This window comes from Mycobacterium sp. NGS16 (genome assembly GCF_059813225.1).
In genome coordinates, this window is the sequence record NZ_JCALEE010000001.1 from 645,462 (window position 1) to 662,964 (window position 17,503).

The following is a 17,503-nucleotide window of genomic DNA, read 5'->3' on the forward strand; positions in this document are numbered from 1 at the left end:
GTCATCCCGCCGTGAGCGCGGCGACCGCAGGCCCGAACATGGTGGCCTTGATCGCGCCCAGGGTGCCGGTGTCCTTACCGGCCAGCGGGCGCAGCAGGTCGAGAGCGCCGGCACTGACCGCGCCCTCGCCGGCGGTGCCGTCCACGATCCCGGCGGCCGCGGCGTCTTGCCCGCCGAAGCGGCGGCCGGTGGTCATCGACGCCACCTGAGCCTGCGGGGTCAGTTTGGCCTGGATCAGCGCGGCCATCCCGGGGGTGAACGGAATCCGGATGTCGACCTCGGGGAAGCAGAAGAAGCCGCGGTCGGCGCGCATCACCCGGAAGTCGTGGGCGATCGCCAGCATTGCTCCGGCCCCGAACGCATGCCCGACCACCGCCGCGGCGGTCGGGATCGGCAGCGTCAGCACCCTGGCCAAAAGCGCCTGCACCCGGCCGACATACCAGTCGGTGCGGTCGCCGTTGGCCATCAGCCAGTCCAGGTCCAGGCCGTTGGAGTAGAACTTGCCGGCCGCGGTGGTGACCAGCCCGTGCGCCTCGCCCTGCTTGCCGGCGGCCACCACGTCGTCCAGCACCTGCTCGATCTCATCGAGAAAGCTTGGGGAGAACCGGTTTTCATCGTCACCGAGCTCGAGCACGGCGATCTTGTCGTCATAGGTCAGCTTCACGGGGTGTTCCTTTCTCTGGTCCGACGGCGAGCACGGCGCGCACCGCGGCGTGCAGCTGGGCGCGAGCGGCGGGGCTGCCCAGCCGGTTCCGGCTGAGCACAATCGCGGTGGGCAGGTCGACCACGCAGACGGTGACGGTGTCGACGGCGGCGGCGTCGCGGCGGTCCCACAGGGCGGCCGCCAGCCGGATCAGCAGCGCGACCAGCTCAGCGGCGACGCCGCGCAGCTGCGCGGCGACCTCCTCGGGCAGGTCTTCGGCCAGCAGGGCATCGTGCCGGAGCGCCTGCAACAGCCGGGCGGCGTCCGGATGCCGTTCGGCGAAGGCCACCGGCGCGTCGGCGGCCGCGATCACCGCGCCGGTAGGTCCTGAGGCGGCGCTCACGAGGTCGTCCTGTAGCGCCAGGAAGCGCCGCGCGGCCCGCAGCCAGGCGGCGGCCAGCAATCCGGCCCGCGACCCGAACCCGTGGTAGACGGCGCCGTTGGAGGCGCCGGTTGCCTCACCGACCGCGCGGATCGTCACCGCGGCGGGACCGGACCGCGCCGCCAGCGATTCGACGGCGTCCAGCACCCGATCGGGGTCGTGCACGCGGGGGCGGGGCATGGCCGACACAGTAACAGAGCGCCTGCTCTGTTACCAGGTGCGGTCGGTCAGACCGCGGCGTGACAGGATCGAGCGATCATGAGCACTAACCCGTCCCGTCCCGTGGTCTTCTCCGGCGTCCAACCCACCTCCGACTCGCTTCACCTCGGCAATGCCCTCGGTGCGGTCGCTCAGTGGACCGGCCTGCAGGACGGCAACGAGGCGTTCTTCTGCGTCGTCGACCTGCACGCGATCACCGTGCCGCAGGACCCCGCCACGCTGCGCCGGCGCACACTGGTGACAGCCGCGCAGTACCTGGCGCTCGGGATCGACCCGGCGCGCAGCACCATCTTCGTGCAAAGTCATGTGCCCGCCCACGCCGAACTCGCCTGGGTGCTGGGCTGTTTCACCGGTTTCGGCCAGGCCTCGCGGATGACGCAATTCAAAGACAAGTCGCAAAAGCAGGGCGCCGACTCCACCACCGTGGGCCTTTTCACCTACCCGGTGCTGCAGGCGGCCGACGTGCTGGCCTACAACGCCGATCTGGTGCCGGTCGGCGAGGATCAGCGTCAGCACCTGGAGCTGGCGCGTGATGTCGCACAGCGCTTTAACGCGCGGTTCCCGGACACCTTCGTGGTGCCTGAGGTGATGATCCCGAAGGCCACCGCCAAGATCTACGACCTGCAGGAACCGACCGCCAAAATGAGCAAGTCGGCGGCCACCGACGCCGGTCTGATCAGCCTGCTCGACGACCCGGCGAAAAGCGCCAAGAAGATTCGCTCGGCGGTCACCGACTCCGAACGTGAGGTCCGCTACGACCCGGAGACCAAACCCGGGGTGTCGAACCTGCTGACCATCCAGTCGGCGGTCACCGGCGAGAGCGTGGAGAAACTGGTGGACGGCTACGCCGGCCGCGGCTACGGCGACCTGAAGAAGGAAACCGCCGAGGCCGTCGCCGAATTCGTCACGCCGATCAAGGCACGGGTGGATGACCTGCTGGCCGATCCGGGCGAACTACAGGCGGTGTTGGCCGCCGGCGCAGAGCGGGCCCGCGCGGTGGCTACCGCGACCCTCGAGCGGGTGTACGACCGGGTGGGATTCCTTCCGCCCCCGGCATGAGCAAAGCCGTGAGCCAGGACTCCAAGCCGGGAATCATCGACCGGCTGCGGGCGCGTTACGGCTGGTTCGACCACGCGGTGCGGGCCCAGGAACGCTACGACGACCGGCAGGGCAACTTCTTCGCTGCCGGGATGAGCTACTACACCATCTTCGCGTTGTTTCCGCTGGCGATGGTCGGCTTCTCCGTCGGCGGTTTCCTGTTGTCGCGGCGACCCGAGGTGCTCGACGGGATCGAACGCCGGATCAAGCACCTGATTCCCGGCGAGTTCGGCAACGAGGTGGTCACCTTGATGGACACCGCGATCTCCTCGCGCGCCTCGGTAGGGGTGATCGGTTTGGCGACGGCTACCTGGGTGGGCCTGACCTGGATGGCCAACCTGCGCGAGGCGCTCTCCGAGATGTGGGAAACACGTTCGGAGAAGCAGGGTTTCGTCTCGGCTAAACTGTCGGATTTGGTCGCCATGGTGTGGGCCTTCGGGGCCATGCTCGTCACGGTGGCGCTCACCGCCCTGGCCGACCCCAAGCTGATGCGCAAGATCCTGCGCTGGCTGGGCATTCCCGACTTCGACCTGCTGGGTGCGGTGTTGCGGGTCGCGTCGGTGGGGATGGCGGTGGCAGTGTCCTGGCTGCTGTTCACCTGGATGATCGCCCGGCTGCCGCGCGAGTCGGTCAGCCTGGCCAGCGCGGCGCGGGCCGGCGCGATCGCCGCGGTCGGCTACGAATTGTTCAAACAGGCCGGCTCGGTGTATCTGCAGTCGGTGATCAACGGCCCGGCCGGAGCGGTGTTCGGCCCGGTGCTGGGCCTGCTGGTGTTCGCCTACGTCACGGTGCGGCTGATCCTGTTCGCGACCGCCTGGGCGGCGACGGCATCGGACAACGGGCCCACCCAGCGGCCGGCCGGACGTGCCGGTGTGACCGGTTCCCCAAACGGGTAGGAGGGGTTACGGTGGGCCGAGATCCGACTTCGACAGGCCCGAACGGCTCGGGGGAGGAGAACGGCTCATGGCGCGCGAATCAGCCTGGCCCCGCCTTCGGGTCGAGGACTGGGCCCCGACGCGGGACACCCTGCACATGTGGACCCAGATCGTCGGCAAGGTCCGCCTGGCGCACGCACCATTGTTGAACCACTGGTGGCAGGTCACCCTGTACGTCACGCCCCGGGGGCTCACCACGTCGGCGATCCCGTACGGCAGCGAGATTTTCGACATCGAGTTCGACTTCATCGACCACCAACTGGGGATCCGCACCGGCTCCGGTGCGACCCGGGCGATTCCGCTGCGGGAACAATCGGTGGCGGACTTCCACCGCGCCGTCATGTCCACGCTGGACGAGTCGGGCCTGCACACGGCAATCCAGTCCCACCCCAACGAGGTCGAGCCGGCCGTGCCGTTCGCCGAGGATGTCGAGCACGCCTCCTACGATCCGCAGGCCGCCCAGCTGTTCTGGCGGCAACTGGTGCAGGCGCACCGGGTGCTGGGCCGGTTTCGTTCCCGCTTCGTCGGCAAGGTCAGCCCCGTCCACTTCTTCTGGGGCGCAATGGATCTTGCCTGCACACGCTTCTCCGGGCGAACGGCGCCGACCCACCCCGGAGGCGCCCCCAACTGCGGTGACTGGGTGATGGTGGAGGGTTATTCGCACGAGCTCAGCAGCTGCGGATTCTGGCCCGGGGGCGGGGCGGAAGGCGGCTTCTACGCCTACGCCTACCCCGAACCCGATGGCTTCGCCGAGCATTCGGTCCGGCCCGCAGCGGCGTACTACAGCAAGCAGCTGGGTGAATACGTGCTGCCCTACGAGGTGGTGCGGCAAGCGCCCGACCCAGACCGGCTGCTGTTGGACTTCCTGCAAGACACCTACGAAGCAGCGGCGGTACGCGGCAACTGGGATCGCGCGGCCCTTGAAGCCGACCCGGACCGTTGGCGGGCGAAGTCGCGTGGCTGAGCGGCCCCGGAGGTGAGCGCCACACCAATCGCCGACTATGCGCTGTTGTCGGATCGGCATACGGCGGCACTGGTCAGTCGCGCAGGATCGGTCGACTGGATGTGCGTCCCGCGCTTCGACTCCCCGGCGGTCTTCGCCAGGCTGCTCGATGCGCGCGGCGGCCATTTCGCGGTGCACCCCACCGACCCGCGGAGCGAAGTGACGCGTCGCTACCTCGACGGCACGATGGTGCTCCAGACCACGTTCACCACCGCGGCCGGAACACTGGTGCTGCGCGATGCGCTGGCGACCGGCGCCTCCGATGACCCGCACCAGCTGGGAGCCGCAGCACCACGCCTGCTGGTGCGCTCACTGCACTGCCTGACCGGCGAGGTCGAGGTGGGCATCGACTTTGCTCCGCGCCCGGAGTACGCCGTAGTCACACCGCGGCTTTCGGCCGTCGCCGGCGGCGTCATCGCGCGTGGCGGCGCCGACATCGTCGCCTTGACCTGCCCGGTGCCCCTGGAGATCACCGGCGACCGTGCCACCGGCCGCGCGATACTGCGCGAAGGTCGGCAGCTGTGCCTGGGCCTGATGCACCGCAGCACCTCCGAGGCGTTTCCGGCCCCGCTGGCCGAAGCCGACCTCGAGGAGGCCCTCGCGGTGACCGCGGAGGCCTGGCGGTGCTGGTCGAAGCTGCACCAGAGCTATCAGGGTCCGTGGCGAGACCTGGTGCACCACAGCGGGCGGGTGCTCCAAGCGCTGACCTACCAGCCCACCTGGGCCGTAGTGGCCGCCCCGACCACGTCCCTGCCCGAGGAGATCGGTGGCGAACGCAACTGGGACTACCGCTACGCCTGGGTTCGTGACGCCAGCTTCACCATGGAGGCGTTATGGGTGGCCGCCTGCCCCGACGAAGCGCACCAGTTCTTCGACTACCTGGCGGCCAGCTCGGCCGGTGCCCTGCGCGGCGGCGAGCACCTGCAGATCATGTTCGGCGTCGGCGGCGAGCACGACCTCACCGAGCGCACCCTTGCCCACCTGACCGGGTGGCGCGACAGCCGGCCGGTACGGGTGGGCAACGGCGCCTGGCGTCAACGCCAGCTCGACGTCTACGGCGAGTTGCTCAGTGCGGCTTACCGACTCGTCGATCAACTCGACCCTGAGCACCCGGGCGCGGTAGCCGGGCGGGAATTCCTCATCGACTGCGCCGACGCCGCGGCGCGACGCTGGACCGAACCCGACCACGGCATCTGGGAGGTGCGCGGCGAGCCGCGGCATTTCCTGTATTCCAAGCTGATGTGCTGGGTGGCGCTGGACCGGGCGGTGCGCATGGCCGACATGCTCGGCGCCGCGGACAAGGTCGGCGAGTGGCAGGCGACGGCCGAGCAGATCCGCACCGAGATCCTTCGCCGAGGCTGGAGTGACCTGGCCAACGCGTTCAGCCAGTCCTTCGGCGACGACACCCTCGATGCGTCGAACCTGGTGATCCCGTTGGCGGGGTTCCTGCCTCCCGACGACCGGAGAGTCCTGGCGACGATCGATGCCGTCATCGAGCATCTCAGCGATTCACGCGGACTGATCTATCGCTACCGCACCGTCACCGGCGCAAATCCCGACGGGCTCACCGGCCAGGAGGGCGCCTTCGTGCTGTGCACCTTCTGGTTGGCGCAGGCGTTGGCGGTCTGTGGCCGAATCGACCGCGCGCAGGACGTTTTCGAAACCGCTATCGGCTACATGAACGACGTCGGGCTGCTCGCCGAAGAGGTGGACGCCGCCACGGGGCAGATGTTGGGCAACTTTCCGCAGGCCTTCAGCCATATCGGGCTGGTCAATGCCGCCTGGGCGATCGCGCAGGCCACCGGCTAGTCGGGCCGCACCGCGCGCAACAACTGGGCGTGGTGTTCATCCATTGCGCCGAACCGTTTTTCGGCGTAGTTCGCCTTTGCCGCCACACCCTCGAGCACCTCGCGGTGGCGGTTCAGCACCGTGTTGTGGTGCTGGTGGGCCGCGCTGAGTGTTTCGTGCATCCCGCGCGCATCCGGGAAGTCCCCGAACATTTCGGCCGTCGGTGAGACGCCCGCCAGGTGCTCGCCGCCGGCCTGGGCGTGCTCACCGGCGGCACCGGAATCCGCGGCGCCGTAACGCAACTTGCCCCGGTCGACGTACATGACTGCCCCCTCACTGCGGTGGCGATCAACGCTACCACCGCGGTGAGCTGCGTCAATTCACCTTATTGAGCGGCGTACTCGGGGTGTTTGGCCACGTAGGCCTCCACGAACGAGCAGCTCGGCACGATCTGCTTGCCCGCAGCCTTGGTGTCGGCGAGCGCGAAGGCGATCAGCTTGGTGGCCAGGCCCTGACCGCCGAACGCCTTGTCGATCTCGGTGTGGTGGAAATCGCGCCGGTCGCCGCTGTCGTGGTAGGCGGCCAGCCCGGCTCGCACCCCGTCGACGCTGATCTCGTAGCGGTGCTGCTCGGGGACATCGGTGATGGTGGGCTCGCTCATGGTTCTCCTTCACATCAGCCACGTTCCGCGGCGCATGACCCGCAGCACCTGCAGGTCGGCATTCATCACCACCAGGTTAGCCGCGGACCCCGGGGCCAAAACCCCGACGCCGCGTAGGCCGAGCGCCCGAGCCGGGGTGGTCGCCGTCATGCGCACCGCCGCGGCCAGCGCCGCGTCGTCGCCGCCGAGCAGGCCCACCGCTGTCGCGAACAGCCGGTCCATGGTGGCGGTGCTGCCGGCGATGGTGGCCGTACCGCGCAGCCGGGCCACCCCGTCGGTGACGTCGACGCCGAGCCCGCCCAGGGTGAATGCGCCGTCGCCGGCCCCGGCGGCGGCCATCGCGTCGGTGACCAGGGCGACCCGGTCGGGGCCGGCGACCGCCACCACATGCCGGATCACGCCCGGGTGCAGATGCACCCCGTCGGCGATCAGCTCCACAGTCACCCGCGGGTCGGCCAGCAGGGCCGGCACCGGCCCGGGCTCGCGGTGATGCAACGCGCGCATCGCGTTGAACAGGTGGGTTCCCACCGTCGCTCCGGCGTCGATCGCGGCCTGCGTCTGCTCGTAGGAGGCATCGGTATGGCCCAGTGCCACAACGACTCCCGCGTCGACAAACCGCCGGATCGCCAGGAGCGCGCCGGGGCTTTCGGGTGCCAGGGTGACCATCCGGATCGTGCCGTCGGCGGTGTCCAGCAGCGCCTCGATCTCGCCGGTGTCGGGGTCGCGCAGCCACGACGGATCGTGCGCACCGCAATGCCGCCCGCTCAGCCAGGGCCCCTCCAGGTGGATGCCGTCCACCACACCGCGCCGGGTCGCCTCGGCCAGGGTGCGCACCTGGGCCAGCAGCGCCTCGGGGGCGGCGGTCACCAGGCTGGCCAGCCCGCCGGTGGTGCCGTGTCCGGCGTGCAGGACAGCGGCACGGTCGGGGGCTTCGGGGTAGGAGACGCCGTCGCCGCCGTGGCAGTGCATATCGATGAAACCCGGCACCACAACGCAATCCGGCAGATCGTCGTCGGCGCGAACCAGACCGGATCCGCAGGCGGTGATGCGCCCGTCGTCGACCGAGAGCCAGCCCGGACGGTGCACCCGGCCGTCGAGTACGACGGTGCCGGCGCTGATCACCGACACGCCGACGCGCCGATCTCAGCGGGAGCCGCTTCGTCGGCGGGCCAGCGGCCGCCGTTCTCCCAGAAGTGCCGGATGTCTTCGAGTTGGCGGCCTTTGGTCTCCGGGGCGTAGCGGTACACGAAGGCCAGACTGAGCAGTGCCAGCACCCCGAACACTGCGAAGGTGCCGGCGCCACCCAGCGAGGTGAGCATGGTCAAAAACACCCCGGCGACGATCGCGTTGGCCGTCAGGTTCGAGGTCAGCATCGCCGAGGATCCCATCGAGCGCAGCCGGGCCGGCAGGCTCTCCCCGGCGTAGACCCAGACCAGCGAGCCGAACCCGAAGGTGTAGCCGACGGTGAACAACAGCACCCCGCCGAACTTGACCGCCGCCAGCGCGTCACCGAATACCGAACCCGCGGCGAACACCGCGATCAGCAGCGCATTGGCGGCGACCATCGCGGTGATACCCGACAGCAGGATGGGACGCCGGCCCACCCGGTCGATCAACGCCAGCGAGATGAACATCGCCGCCAGGGCCGCGACCTGCACCAGTGCCGGCAGAATCAGCAGCGCGAAATCGCCTTCGAAACCCATCATCGCGAACAGCCGGGGACTGTAGTAGACGATCGCGTTGATCCCGGTGATCTGGATGAAAAAGCCCAACGTCACCACGAACAGCGTCGCCCGCAGGTAGGGCGGGCGCAGCATCTCGCGTAGCACGCCGACCCCGCCGGCCTGCTCCTCGGCCAGCGTGCGGCCGATCTCGGCGAGCTCGCGCTGCGCGTCGGCGGTCGGTTCGATCCGTTGCAGCGTGCGGTGCGCGTCGTCGACGCGGCCCTTGAGCAGATACCAGCGGGCGGTGTCGGGGATACGGACGAGCAGCAGCGTCACCAGTACGGCGGGCACCGCGGCCAGCCCCAGCATCGCCCGCCAGCTGCCGGTGCCGGCCAGCCAGTAGGCGCACAGGTAGCCGGCGATGATCCCGATCACGGTGGCCGCCCCGTAGGTGACCAGCAGCGCGCCGCGCGCGGCAGCCGGCGCCGACTCGGCCACGAACACCGGCACCACCACCACCGACACCCCGATGGTGATGCCGAGCAGCAGCCGAGCCACCGTCAGCATCGGCACCGACGTCGCCGCCGCTCCCAGCAGCGCGAAGACCGCATAACTCAGACCGACCGCGACCATCGAGCTCTTGCGCCCGATCGTGTTGGCCAGCCAGCCGCCCGCCGCGGCACCGGCGATCTCGCCGATCACCGTGGCGGTGGCCACCATCTCCTGCTGGGTGGCGGTCAGCCCGAAGTCGTCCTCGATGAACAGCAGGGCGCCGGCGATATTGGACAGGTCATAGCCGTAGATGACGCCGAGGCTGGCGGCGGCCACGCCGACCAGCAGCGCCAGCGGCGAGGATCGGCGCAGTTCCCCGATTCGGCCCATCTAGCTCACCGTAGGGGATGGGCCGGGCTAGCGGGCGCGGGCGTCGCCGGCCTTCACCATGACGGGCTCCTGCCGGGCCGGCGATTCACCGCCCGGGCACCCATGATGAGCGCGAACACGATGATCGTGCCGAAGATGGCCACCCCGACCCGCACCGGCACCGTGTCGTCGGCCGGTGCCAGCGCCAGCGCCTGGGGATCGGGGCCGGCCGCGTCGGCGCGGGGCGCCACCAGCGCCGGGTCGGGCTCGATCAGGGTCCCGACCCGGGTGCCGGGCGGGGTGGCGAAGCCGTAGTCGAGCAGGTGCGCGGCCTGCTGCCACGGGGGGATCGGCTGCCGGGTGCCGCGCAGCAGCACCGCGACCAGCCGCCGGCCGTCGCGGGTTGCCGCGCCGACGAACGTCTGCCCGGCGTCATCGGTGTAGCCGGTCTTGCCGCCCAGGGCACCGGGGTAGTTGTAGAGCAGCTGGTTGTCGTTCTCCAGCTGGTAGCCGGGCACGTCGCCATAGCCGGGGAAGTCGAAGGTCCGGGTGGCGACGATGGCGGCGAACATCGGGTTGTTCCAGGCATAGCGGTAGAACAGCCCGATGTCGTAGGCCGAGGTGCTCATGCCTGGCCCGTCCAGCCCGGACGGGGTGGCGGCGCGGGTGTCGCGGCCGCCCAGCTTGGCGGCCAGGGTGTTGATCTTGTGCAGTGCCGCGTCCCATCCGCCGAGTTGCATGGCGAGGGCGTGGGCGGCGTCGTTGCCCGATCCCATCAGCAGCCCGTGCAGCAGCTGGTTGACGGTGAAGTTGCCGCCGGGGCCGACGCCGACCCGGGTGCCTTCGGCGTTGGCGTCCTCCTGGGTGCCGGGTACGACCTTGTTCAGGTCCAACTCGTTGAGCGCCGCCATCGCGGTCAGCACCTTGATCACGCTGGCCGGCCGGTGCCGGCCGTGCGGGTCGCGGGCGGCGATCACGGCGCCGCTGTCCAGATCGGCCACCAGCCAGGCCTCGGCGGAGATGTCGCCGGGCACCGGCGGGGTGCCGGGCGCGGTGATGATCCCGCAGCCCGCTAGGGCCTCCCCGCCGACGGGGCTGGTCGGCACCGGCAGCGGCAGCGGCGGGTCACCGGCCAGCGGCACCTCGGAGGCGTCTACCGCGGGCGGAGTGCTGACCTGGTACGGGCAGCCGACGGACCCGACGTTGAGACCGGGGTCGGCCGCCGCCAGGGGGGAGGCGGTGGCGAGAAAACCCACCGTCACCAGGGCTGATACCGAGCGCACAAAAGTCATCGTGTGTGCAGGGTAGGGGAACGGCGGCCCGAATCCCGGGAGCCACGCTGTGACAGGTGGGGCGCAAGTTACAGCGGGCCGCCTGGTCTCCCTGCCGAGCGTGAAGGCAGCTTCACGCTCGGCGCCGAACGTGCAGCCAGCTTCACGCTCGGCGGAGGTCGAAGTACGCCAGGCCGGACCCGGCGATGCGGCCCAGCCAGAGCCGGTCGCCGGCTTCAACCACACCGGTCACCAGGCCGAACCCCGGGTCGGTGCTTCGGAACTGGCTGAGCACCCGGCCGTCGTCGGCGTCGAACCCGATGACCCACACCACCGACGCCGGGTCCGGCAGCCAGCGATACGGCAGCAGCCGCCACATCAGCGTGCGCAGCACCGGCGCACGCGGGGTCAGCCACTCCGACAGGGCCTTGCGGTCGGAGACCATCGCCACCCAGATCCGGCCGTCTCGGCCGGTGGAGATGTTGTCCGGATGGCCGGGCAGCTCGCTGACCAGCGCGGTGATCGAACCGCGGCGCGGGCCGGTCAGCCAGTACTTGGACAACCGGCAGCCGGTGCTCTCGGCGAACACCACCGCCGATTCGTCGGCGGTCAGCGTGACGCCGTTGGCGAAGTGCAGCCCCGACGCCAGCACCGTTGCCTTACCGTCCGGGGTGAGCTGCAGCAGGGACCCACTGGCCCGGGCTTCAATCACCGAGGCCTTGTAGTGCTCGTAGCGGAACCGGTCCGTGGACTCCGTGAAATAGATTGTGCCGTCGGAGGTTTCGACCGCATTCGAGCAGAACATCAGCGGCCGGCCGGCCACGTGGCTGACCAGGGTTTCCAGCTGCCCGGTTTTCGGGTCGTAGCGCAGTAGACCGCGGTGGCTGTCGCAGATCAGCAGCCGGTGATCGTGGGTGAACGCCAGTCCCAGGGGGCGCCCGCCGGTGTGCGTCACCACCTTTGGCGCCGCGCCGTCCGGGCCGACGGCGATGATGCGCCCGTCCTCGACGCCGGTCCAGATGGTGCCGTCGGCGTCGACGACGACGTCCTCGGGGGCGGTACCGGGAATTTCGACGAGCGTCAGCGCCGGTGTCGGGTCGGGCGGGGGCAGCGGCCGCGACGGCGGCGGCCGCCAGCGGACCGGGGCGATGCGCGGCTTGGAGCTCATGTCGACGACATTAGGGCCGCCTGCGCCAATCCGTTCGGCAATGCGCCCGACGGAATAATGTCGTGTTCGGATCCGAGGAGGGCTGATGACAGGTGCTGACAAGGGTCGCGCCCTGCTGTGGTTCGGCGTGCTGCTGTTCCTGCTGGGTTTGCTCACCGGATTGGCGACCGGGGCGATGAGCAATCCCCGGATGGGGTTGTCCTCGCACCTGGAAGCCGTGATGAACGGGCTGTTCCTCTTGGTGCTCGGCCTGCTGTGGGGCCGACTGCGGCTCTCGGCCCGCTGGCTGACCGCGCTGTTCTGGTTGGCGCTCTACGGCGCCTACGCCAACTGGGCCACCACGCTGGCCGCGGCGATCTTCGGCACCGGGCGGACGACTCCGATCGCAGGCGCCGGCCGCCATGGCACCGTCTGGCAGGAGAATCTCGTCGACGCCGGTCTGTACAGCTTGAGCGCGGCGATGCTGGCGGTCTGCGTGATCGCGCTGGTCGGCTTGTGGCCCGGCGCCGGCCGGGCGCAGTGAGCGCCCCCCACGCTTAGGCTGGTGCAATGACGGCGGCGGTCGAGGAGTTCGAGGCGTTGCGGCCGCATCTGCTGGCGGTGGCCTACCGGCTCACCGGCATGTTCGCCGACGCCGAGGACATCGTGCAGGACGCCTGGCTGCGCTTCAATGCCGCCGAGCGCGAGCAGATCGCCGACTCGCGAGCCTGGTTGACGACGGTGGTGAGCCGGCTCGGCCTGGACCGGTTGCGCTCGGCGCCGCGGCGGCGGGAAACCTATGCCGGCGAATGGCTTCCGGAGCCGGTGGTGACCGCCGCCGACGAATCCGATCCGTTGGCGGCGGTGGTGGCCGGCGAGGACGCCCGGTTCGCCGCGATGGTGGTGCTGGAGCGGCTGAATCCGGATCAGCGGGTGGCGTTCGTGCTGCACGACGGGTTCTCGGTGCCGTTCTCCGAGGTCGCCGAGGTGCTCAACACCAGTGCGGCCGCCGCGCGGCAGCTTGCGTCGCGGGCCCGGCGCGCCGTGGCCGCCGACCCGCCGCCGCAACCCGATCCGCGGCACAACGAGACGGTCGGGTCGCTGATGGCCGCGATGGCCGCCGGTGACCTGGACGCGGTGGTGGCGCTGCTGCACCCCGACGTGACGTTCACCGGCGACTCCAACCGCCGGGCGCCGACCGCGGTCCGGGTCATTCGCGGGCCGGAGAAGGTGGCGCGGTTCCTGTTCGGCCTGGCGCGCCGGTACGGGCCGACCCTGATGACGGCGAACCAGTTGGCGTTGGTCAACGGCGAACTCGGCACCTACACGCCCGGGGCACCCGCGGTCGAGGGGTTCGCCGAGCTGCTGCCGCGCGTCACCGCGATGACGGTGCGCGACGGTCTGGTCTACGCCGTCTGGGACATCGCCAACCCGGACAAGTTCACCGCTACTCCGCTGCGGTCCTAGCCACCGCCGGTGTCGCTCGAGACTGTAGTTGCCGTGAGGTCGTCTCGAACAACAGCTTCCAGGCCCTACTGAGCCCACGGCACCCGGCAGGCGTCCCCGGAGCTGAAGCCCTGTTCGGTGATGCCCAGCGCCGCGTACATCCGGGCCCGCATGTTCTCGACTCCGATCTGATACGTCAGCTCGATGACGCCGTCGTCGCCGAACCGTTGCCGCAGATCGGCGACCTGCTCATCGGTGACACGGTGCGGGTCGCTGGTGATCGTGTCGGCGTAGGCGATGGCGGCCCGTTCGTCGTCGGTGTAGCGCGGGGAGGTCGCGTAATCGTCGATCTCCTTGAGCCGGTCGATGTCCATGCCTTCCAGGCGTTGCAGCATGGACCCGAAGTCCACACACCACGAGCAGCCGATGGTGCGGGCGGTCCAGAACACCGCCAGGTCGCGCACCTCGGCGGGCAGCTTGCGTGACCCGGACTGCAGCAGCCCCTCGTGGGCGGCGGCGGCCACCAGCAGCCGTGGGTGATGCGCGATGACGGTGAAGGGCTCGGGGACCTCACCGAAGCGGCGCTTGGCGTAGCGGTACATGGCGCGGGTCAGCAGGTTGGTGCGTTTCGGGGCCAGGGGTTCGATGCGAGGTTGAGTAGTCATACCCCTTAGACGAGACAGCCCGGCGGTATGTGACCGCACCCCCGGTCGAGCGTGACGGTGGCTTCACGCTCGCGGTCGAACGTGACGGTGGCTTCACGCTCGGCGCGGCAGACGAGTCTCAGAGCACGAAGGGCACCAGCGCCTTGCGGTCGGTGGGGTAGTCGGCGAACTTGTCCCGGTACCAGCGGTGGGTCTGCAGCGCCCGGGGAACCAGGTTGCCCGCGGTGATCAACAGGATGACCACACCGGGCAGCGCCCAGGTCAGCACGGCGAAACCCGTCCAGGCGATCAGCTCGCCAAGATAGGCCGGGCTGGTGACGAAGCGGAAGCCGCCGCCGAACGGGATCTTGTACTCGGCCTGGCCGGCGTTGTTCTTGTCGCGTAGGTTGCGCACGATCGACTCGGAGCTGACGATCAGCGCGAACCCGCACAGGTAGATCACCAGGCCCACCACAAAGCGCGGGTCGGTCAACCAGCCGGTGCCGTAGCGCCCCAGGTAGTCGTGGCTGAACAGGGCGCCGTTGAGGTAGCCGTGCATGGTGGTGACGAGCATGCCCATCACCACCACCGACACGTTGAAGGTGCTGCGCTTACCCGGCATCTGGCGGATTGCCAGTGGGAAGAACCAGCCGCGGTTGGCGTAATGCAGCGCCCAGATCCCGGCCAGCACAAGGGAAGTCGGCTCGAAGCGGGCCGGCCCACTGAGGTAGGCGGCGGCGAACACCACCGTCGCCGGGATCTCCATCAGCCACCAGCCGAACTTCGGGTTGAGGTTGAAGCCGAGCTTGGCCGAGGAGAACCGCCCGTAGGAGCTCTGTCCGAAGAAGCCGCCGATGATCACGAACGCGGCGAAACCGAACGCGAAACTCAGGACGGTGTCGTAGACGGGGTTACCGGTGTACCAGTGCATCACAGTGTCCTATCACGGACCTCCGCCGGCGCGAACGTGAAGGCAGCGCAACGCTCGACGCCGAGCGTGAAGCTAGCTTCACGCTCGGCGCAGATGAGGAGCAGATCAGCGGGCAAACATCAAGGCCCGCTTGACCTCCTGGATCGCCTTGGTGATCTCGATGCCGCGCGGGCAGGCATCGGTGCAGTTGAACGTGGTGCGGCAGCGCCACACCCCGTCGACCTCGTTGAGGATATCCAGGCGCTCGGCGGCACCCTCGTCACGCGAGTCGAAGATGAACCGGTGGGCGTTGACGATCGCCGCCGGGCCGAAATACGCCCCCTCGCTCCAGTACACCGGGCAGCTGGTGGTGCAGATGGCGCACAGAATGCACTTGGTGGTGTCGTCGTAGCGGTGCCGGTCGTGCTGGCTTTGGATCCACTCCCGGGTGGGCGGGTTGCCGCTGGTGATCAGGTACGGCTTGATCGCCTTGTAGGCGTCCATGAACGGTTCCATGTTGACCACGAGGTCTTTTTCCACCGGCAGGCCGCGCATCGGCTCGATGGTCAGCGTCAGCTCCTTGGCCGGGTTCTTCGGCAGGATGTCGCGCATCAGCATCTTGCAGGCCAGCTTGTTGTTGCCGTTGACCCGCACCCCGTCGGAGCCGCACACGCCGTGCGCGCAGGACCGGCGGAAGGTCAGCGTGCCGTCCAGGTAGCTCTTGACGTAGATCAGCAGGTTGAGCAACCGGTCGGTGGGCAGCGCCGGCACCCGGAAGCTCTGCCAGCCGTCGGTGGCGGCGTACTGGTCGGGGTTCTCCGGGTTGTACCGGGCGATCTTGAGGGTGACCATCCGGGCGCCCTCGGGAACCGGGGGCAGCGGCGGGTCGCCGGCGGGCGGGCCGTCGACCAGGGCCGCCGGTGCGGCGCTGGACGGACCCGGCGAGCAGCAACCGGACTCTGATGAGCAGCAGCCGGAGTCAGCTGAGGAGGACATCAGTACTTCCGTTCCTTCGGTTCGTAGCGGGTCTGCACCACCGGCTTCCAGTCCAGCCGGATGTCGGCGATCAGGTCGGGACCCTGCTTGTAGGCCATGGTGTGGCGCATGAAGTTGACGTCGTCGCGGTTGGGGTAGTCCTCGCGGGCATGCCCACCGCGGGATTCCTGCCGGTTCAAGGCACCGACGACGGTGACCTCGGCCAGCTCCAGCAGGAAGCCCAGTTCGATGGCCTCCAGCAGATCGGAGTTGAAGCGCTTGCCCTTGTCGTGCACCGTGATCCGGGCGTACCGCTCCTTGAGCGCATGGATGTCGCTGAGCGCCTGCTTGAGCGTCTTCTCGGTGCGGAACACCGCGGCGTTGTTGTCCATCGACTGCTGCAGGGCGCCACGGATATCGGCGACGCGCTCGTTGCCGTGCTCGGACAGGATGTCGGCCACCCAGTTGACCACCATGTCGGCCGGGTTCTCCGGCATCTCGGTGAAGTCGTGGCTGTTGGCGTACTCGGCGGCGGCGACGCCGGCGCGGCGGCCGAACACGTTGATGTCCAGCAGCGAGTTGGTGCCGAGCCGGTTGGCGCCGTGCACCGACACACAGGCGCACTCGCCGGCGGCATACAGGCCCGGCACCGTGGCGGTGTTGTCGCGCAGCACCTGCCCGGTCACCGTGGTCGGGATGCCGCCCATCACGTAGTGGCAGGTCGGGTAGACCGGTACCAGCTCCTTGACCGGGTCGACGCCCAGGTAGGTGCGGGCGAACTCAGTGATGTCGGGCAGCTTCTCCTCGAGCACCTCTTCGCCGAGGTGGCGCACGTCGATGTAGACGTAGTCCTTGTTCGGCCCGGCGCCGCGGCCCTCGAGCACCTCGAGCACCATCGAGCGGGCCACGATGTCGCGGGGGGCCAGGTCGACGATGGTGGGGGCGTAGCGCTCCATGAACCGCTCACCGTCGGCGTTGAGCAGCCGGCCGCCCTCACCGCGCACCGCCTCGGAGATGAGAATGCCCAGCCCGGCCAGACCCGTCGGGTGGAACTGGTGGAACTCCATGTCCTCCAGCGGTAGGCCCTTGCGGAAGACGACGCCCATGCCGTCGCCGGTCAGGGTGTGCGCGTTGGAGGTGGTCTTGTACATCCGGCCCGACCCGCCGGTGGCCAGCACGATCGCCTTGGCGTGGAAGACGTGGATCTCGCCGGTGGCCAGCTCGTAGGCCACCACGCCGGTGGCCACCGGACCCGACGGGGTCTCGGTGAGCACCAGGTCCAGCACGTAGAACTCGTTGAAGAACTCCACACCGTGCTTGACGCAGTTCTGGTACAGCGTCTGCAGGATCATGTGGCCGGTGCGGTCGGCGGCGTAGCACGAGCGGCGCACCGGGGCCTTGCCGTGGTCGCGGGTGTGCCCGCCGAACCGGCGCTGGTCGATGCGGCCCTCGGGGGTGCGGGAGAACGGCATGCCCATGTTCTCCAGGTCCAGCACCGCGTCGATGGCCTCCTTGGCCATGATCTCCACCGCGTCCTGGTCGGCCAGGTAGTCGCCGCCCTTGACGGTGTCGAAGGCGTGCCACTCCCAGTTGTCGTCCTCGACGTTGGCCAGCGCGGCGCACATGCCGCCCTGCGCCGCGCCGGTGTGGCTGCGCGTGGGGTACAGCTTGGTCAGCACTGCCGTACGAGCGCGGGGCGCGGCTTCCACCGCCGCGCGCATCCCGGCGCCGCCGGCGCCGACGATCACCACGTCGTATCGATGTTCCTGAATCACCGCGATATCACCTGTTCGTAG

Annotated in this window: 18 protein-coding genes; 6 read left to right on the forward strand and 12 right to left on the reverse strand. The window is 69.4% G+C overall.

Annotated elements, in window-relative coordinates:
• Position 1 precedes the first annotated feature (1 nt).
• Both AC5Y4Q_RS03140 and AC5Y4Q_RS03145 read right to left on the reverse strand, forming a co-directional pair.
• Entirely contained in the window at positions 2–664 is a 663-nt protein-coding gene (locus AC5Y4Q_RS03140) for an enoyl-CoA hydratase-related protein (RefSeq protein ID WP_064923242.1), read from the reverse strand.
• A complete protein-coding gene (locus AC5Y4Q_RS03145; RefSeq protein WP_065019076.1) occupies positions 648–1,265 on the reverse strand; it encodes a TetR family transcriptional regulator in 618 nt (205 codons plus the stop codon). Before AC5Y4Q_RS03145 ends, AC5Y4Q_RS03140 begins: the two co-directional genes overlap by 17 nt.
• 78 nt (positions 1,266–1,343) lie before the next feature.
• On the opposite strand from AC5Y4Q_RS03145, the gene trpS reads away from it, so the two are divergent.
• From trpS to AC5Y4Q_RS03165, 4 genes are all read left to right on the forward strand, one after another.
• Positions 1,344–2,363 (forward strand): tryptophan--tRNA ligase, encoded by a 1,020-nt coding sequence (trpS, locus tag AC5Y4Q_RS03150; protein ID WP_064923243.1) that lies wholly within the window; start codon positions 1,344–1,346, stop codon positions 2,361–2,363.
• On the forward strand, positions 2,360–3,298 hold the full coding sequence (gene yhjD, locus AC5Y4Q_RS03155; RefSeq protein ID WP_064923245.1) for an inner membrane protein YhjD: 939 nt from the start codon (positions 2,360–2,362) through the stop codon (positions 3,296–3,298). The genes trpS and yhjD overlap by 4 nt, the downstream gene beginning before the upstream one ends.
• Before the next feature lie 67 nt (positions 3,299–3,365).
• Positions 3,366–4,301 (forward strand): DUF5996 family protein, encoded by a 936-nt coding sequence (locus AC5Y4Q_RS03160; protein ID WP_499957947.1) that lies wholly within the window; start codon positions 3,366–3,368, stop codon positions 4,299–4,301.
• A gap of 12 nt (positions 4,302–4,313) precedes the next feature.
• A complete protein-coding gene (locus AC5Y4Q_RS03165; RefSeq protein WP_064923249.1) occupies positions 4,314–6,149 on the forward strand; it encodes a glycoside hydrolase family 15 protein in 1,836 nt (611 codons plus the stop codon).
• Here AC5Y4Q_RS03165 and AC5Y4Q_RS03170 read toward each other — a convergent pair.
• The 6 genes from AC5Y4Q_RS03170 to AC5Y4Q_RS03195 all read right to left on the reverse strand — a co-directional run bounded on the left by AC5Y4Q_RS03170 (position 6,146) and on the right by AC5Y4Q_RS03195 (position 11,753).
• Positions 6,146–6,451: a DUF2563 family protein gene (locus tag AC5Y4Q_RS03170; protein ID WP_125224290.1), complete on the reverse strand. Its 306-nt coding sequence runs from the start codon at positions 6,449–6,451 to the stop codon at positions 6,146–6,148. The genes AC5Y4Q_RS03165 and AC5Y4Q_RS03170 overlap by 4 nt on opposite strands.
• A 62-nt stretch (positions 6,452–6,513) precedes the next feature.
• A complete protein-coding gene (locus AC5Y4Q_RS03175; protein ID WP_064923253.1) occupies positions 6,514–6,789 on the reverse strand; it encodes a GNAT family N-acetyltransferase in 276 nt (91 codons plus the stop codon).
• A gap of 9 nt (positions 6,790–6,798) precedes the next feature.
• Positions 6,799–7,917, reverse strand: a complete 1,119-nt coding sequence (gene nagA, locus AC5Y4Q_RS03180) for an N-acetylglucosamine-6-phosphate deacetylase (protein WP_125224291.1) — start codon at positions 7,915–7,917, stop codon at positions 6,799–6,801.
• A complete protein-coding gene (locus AC5Y4Q_RS03185) occupies positions 7,908–9,317 on the reverse strand; it encodes a sugar porter family MFS transporter (RefSeq protein ID WP_442929138.1) in 1,410 nt (469 codons plus the stop codon). Before AC5Y4Q_RS03185 ends, nagA begins: the two co-directional genes overlap by 10 nt.
• A gap of 71 nt (positions 9,318–9,388) precedes the next feature.
• Entirely contained in the window at positions 9,389–10,606 is a 1,218-nt protein-coding gene (locus AC5Y4Q_RS03190) for a D-alanyl-D-alanine carboxypeptidase family protein (RefSeq protein WP_125224293.1), read from the reverse strand.
• Positions 10,607–10,748: 142 nt separating this feature from the next.
• Complete coding sequence (locus tag AC5Y4Q_RS03195; RefSeq protein WP_125224294.1) at positions 10,749–11,753, reverse strand: SMP-30/gluconolactonase/LRE family protein; 1,005 nt, start codon at positions 11,751–11,753, stop codon at positions 10,749–10,751.
• Between the two features lie 85 nt (positions 11,754–11,838).
• Here AC5Y4Q_RS03195 and AC5Y4Q_RS03200 point away from each other — a divergent pair, with 85 nt between their 5' ends.
• A complete protein-coding gene (locus tag AC5Y4Q_RS03200; RefSeq protein ID WP_064923263.1) occupies positions 11,839–12,276 on the forward strand; it encodes a styrene oxide isomerase in 438 nt (145 codons plus the stop codon).
• A 26-nt stretch (positions 12,277–12,302) separates the two neighbouring features.
• Positions 12,303–13,199 (forward strand): sigma-70 family RNA polymerase sigma factor, encoded by an 897-nt coding sequence (locus tag AC5Y4Q_RS03205; RefSeq protein WP_064923265.1) that lies wholly within the window; start codon positions 12,303–12,305, stop codon positions 13,197–13,199.
• A 65-nt stretch (positions 13,200–13,264) separates the two neighbouring features.
• Here the strand turns inward: AC5Y4Q_RS03205 and AC5Y4Q_RS03210 are convergent, their stop codons facing one another.
• From AC5Y4Q_RS03210 to sdhA, 4 genes are all read right to left on the reverse strand, one after another.
• On the reverse strand, positions 13,265–13,843 hold the full coding sequence (locus AC5Y4Q_RS03210) for a carboxymuconolactone decarboxylase family protein (RefSeq protein ID WP_125224295.1): 579 nt from the start codon (positions 13,841–13,843) through the stop codon (positions 13,265–13,267).
• A gap of 118 nt (positions 13,844–13,961) precedes the next feature.
• A complete protein-coding gene (locus AC5Y4Q_RS03215; RefSeq protein WP_125224296.1) occupies positions 13,962–14,753 on the reverse strand; it encodes a phosphatidylethanolamine N-methyltransferase family domain-containing protein in 792 nt (263 codons plus the stop codon).
• Positions 14,754–14,858: 105 nt separating this feature from the next.
• Positions 14,859–15,728 (reverse strand): succinate dehydrogenase iron-sulfur subunit, encoded by an 870-nt coding sequence (locus AC5Y4Q_RS03220; protein ID WP_234787937.1) that lies wholly within the window; start codon positions 15,726–15,728, stop codon positions 14,859–14,861.
• Positions 15,728–17,482, reverse strand: a complete 1,755-nt coding sequence (gene sdhA, locus AC5Y4Q_RS03225) for a succinate dehydrogenase flavoprotein subunit (RefSeq protein WP_064923271.1) — start codon at positions 17,480–17,482, stop codon at positions 15,728–15,730. Before sdhA ends, AC5Y4Q_RS03220 begins: the two co-directional genes overlap by 1 nt.
• Positions 17,483–17,503: the final 21 nt, after the last annotated feature.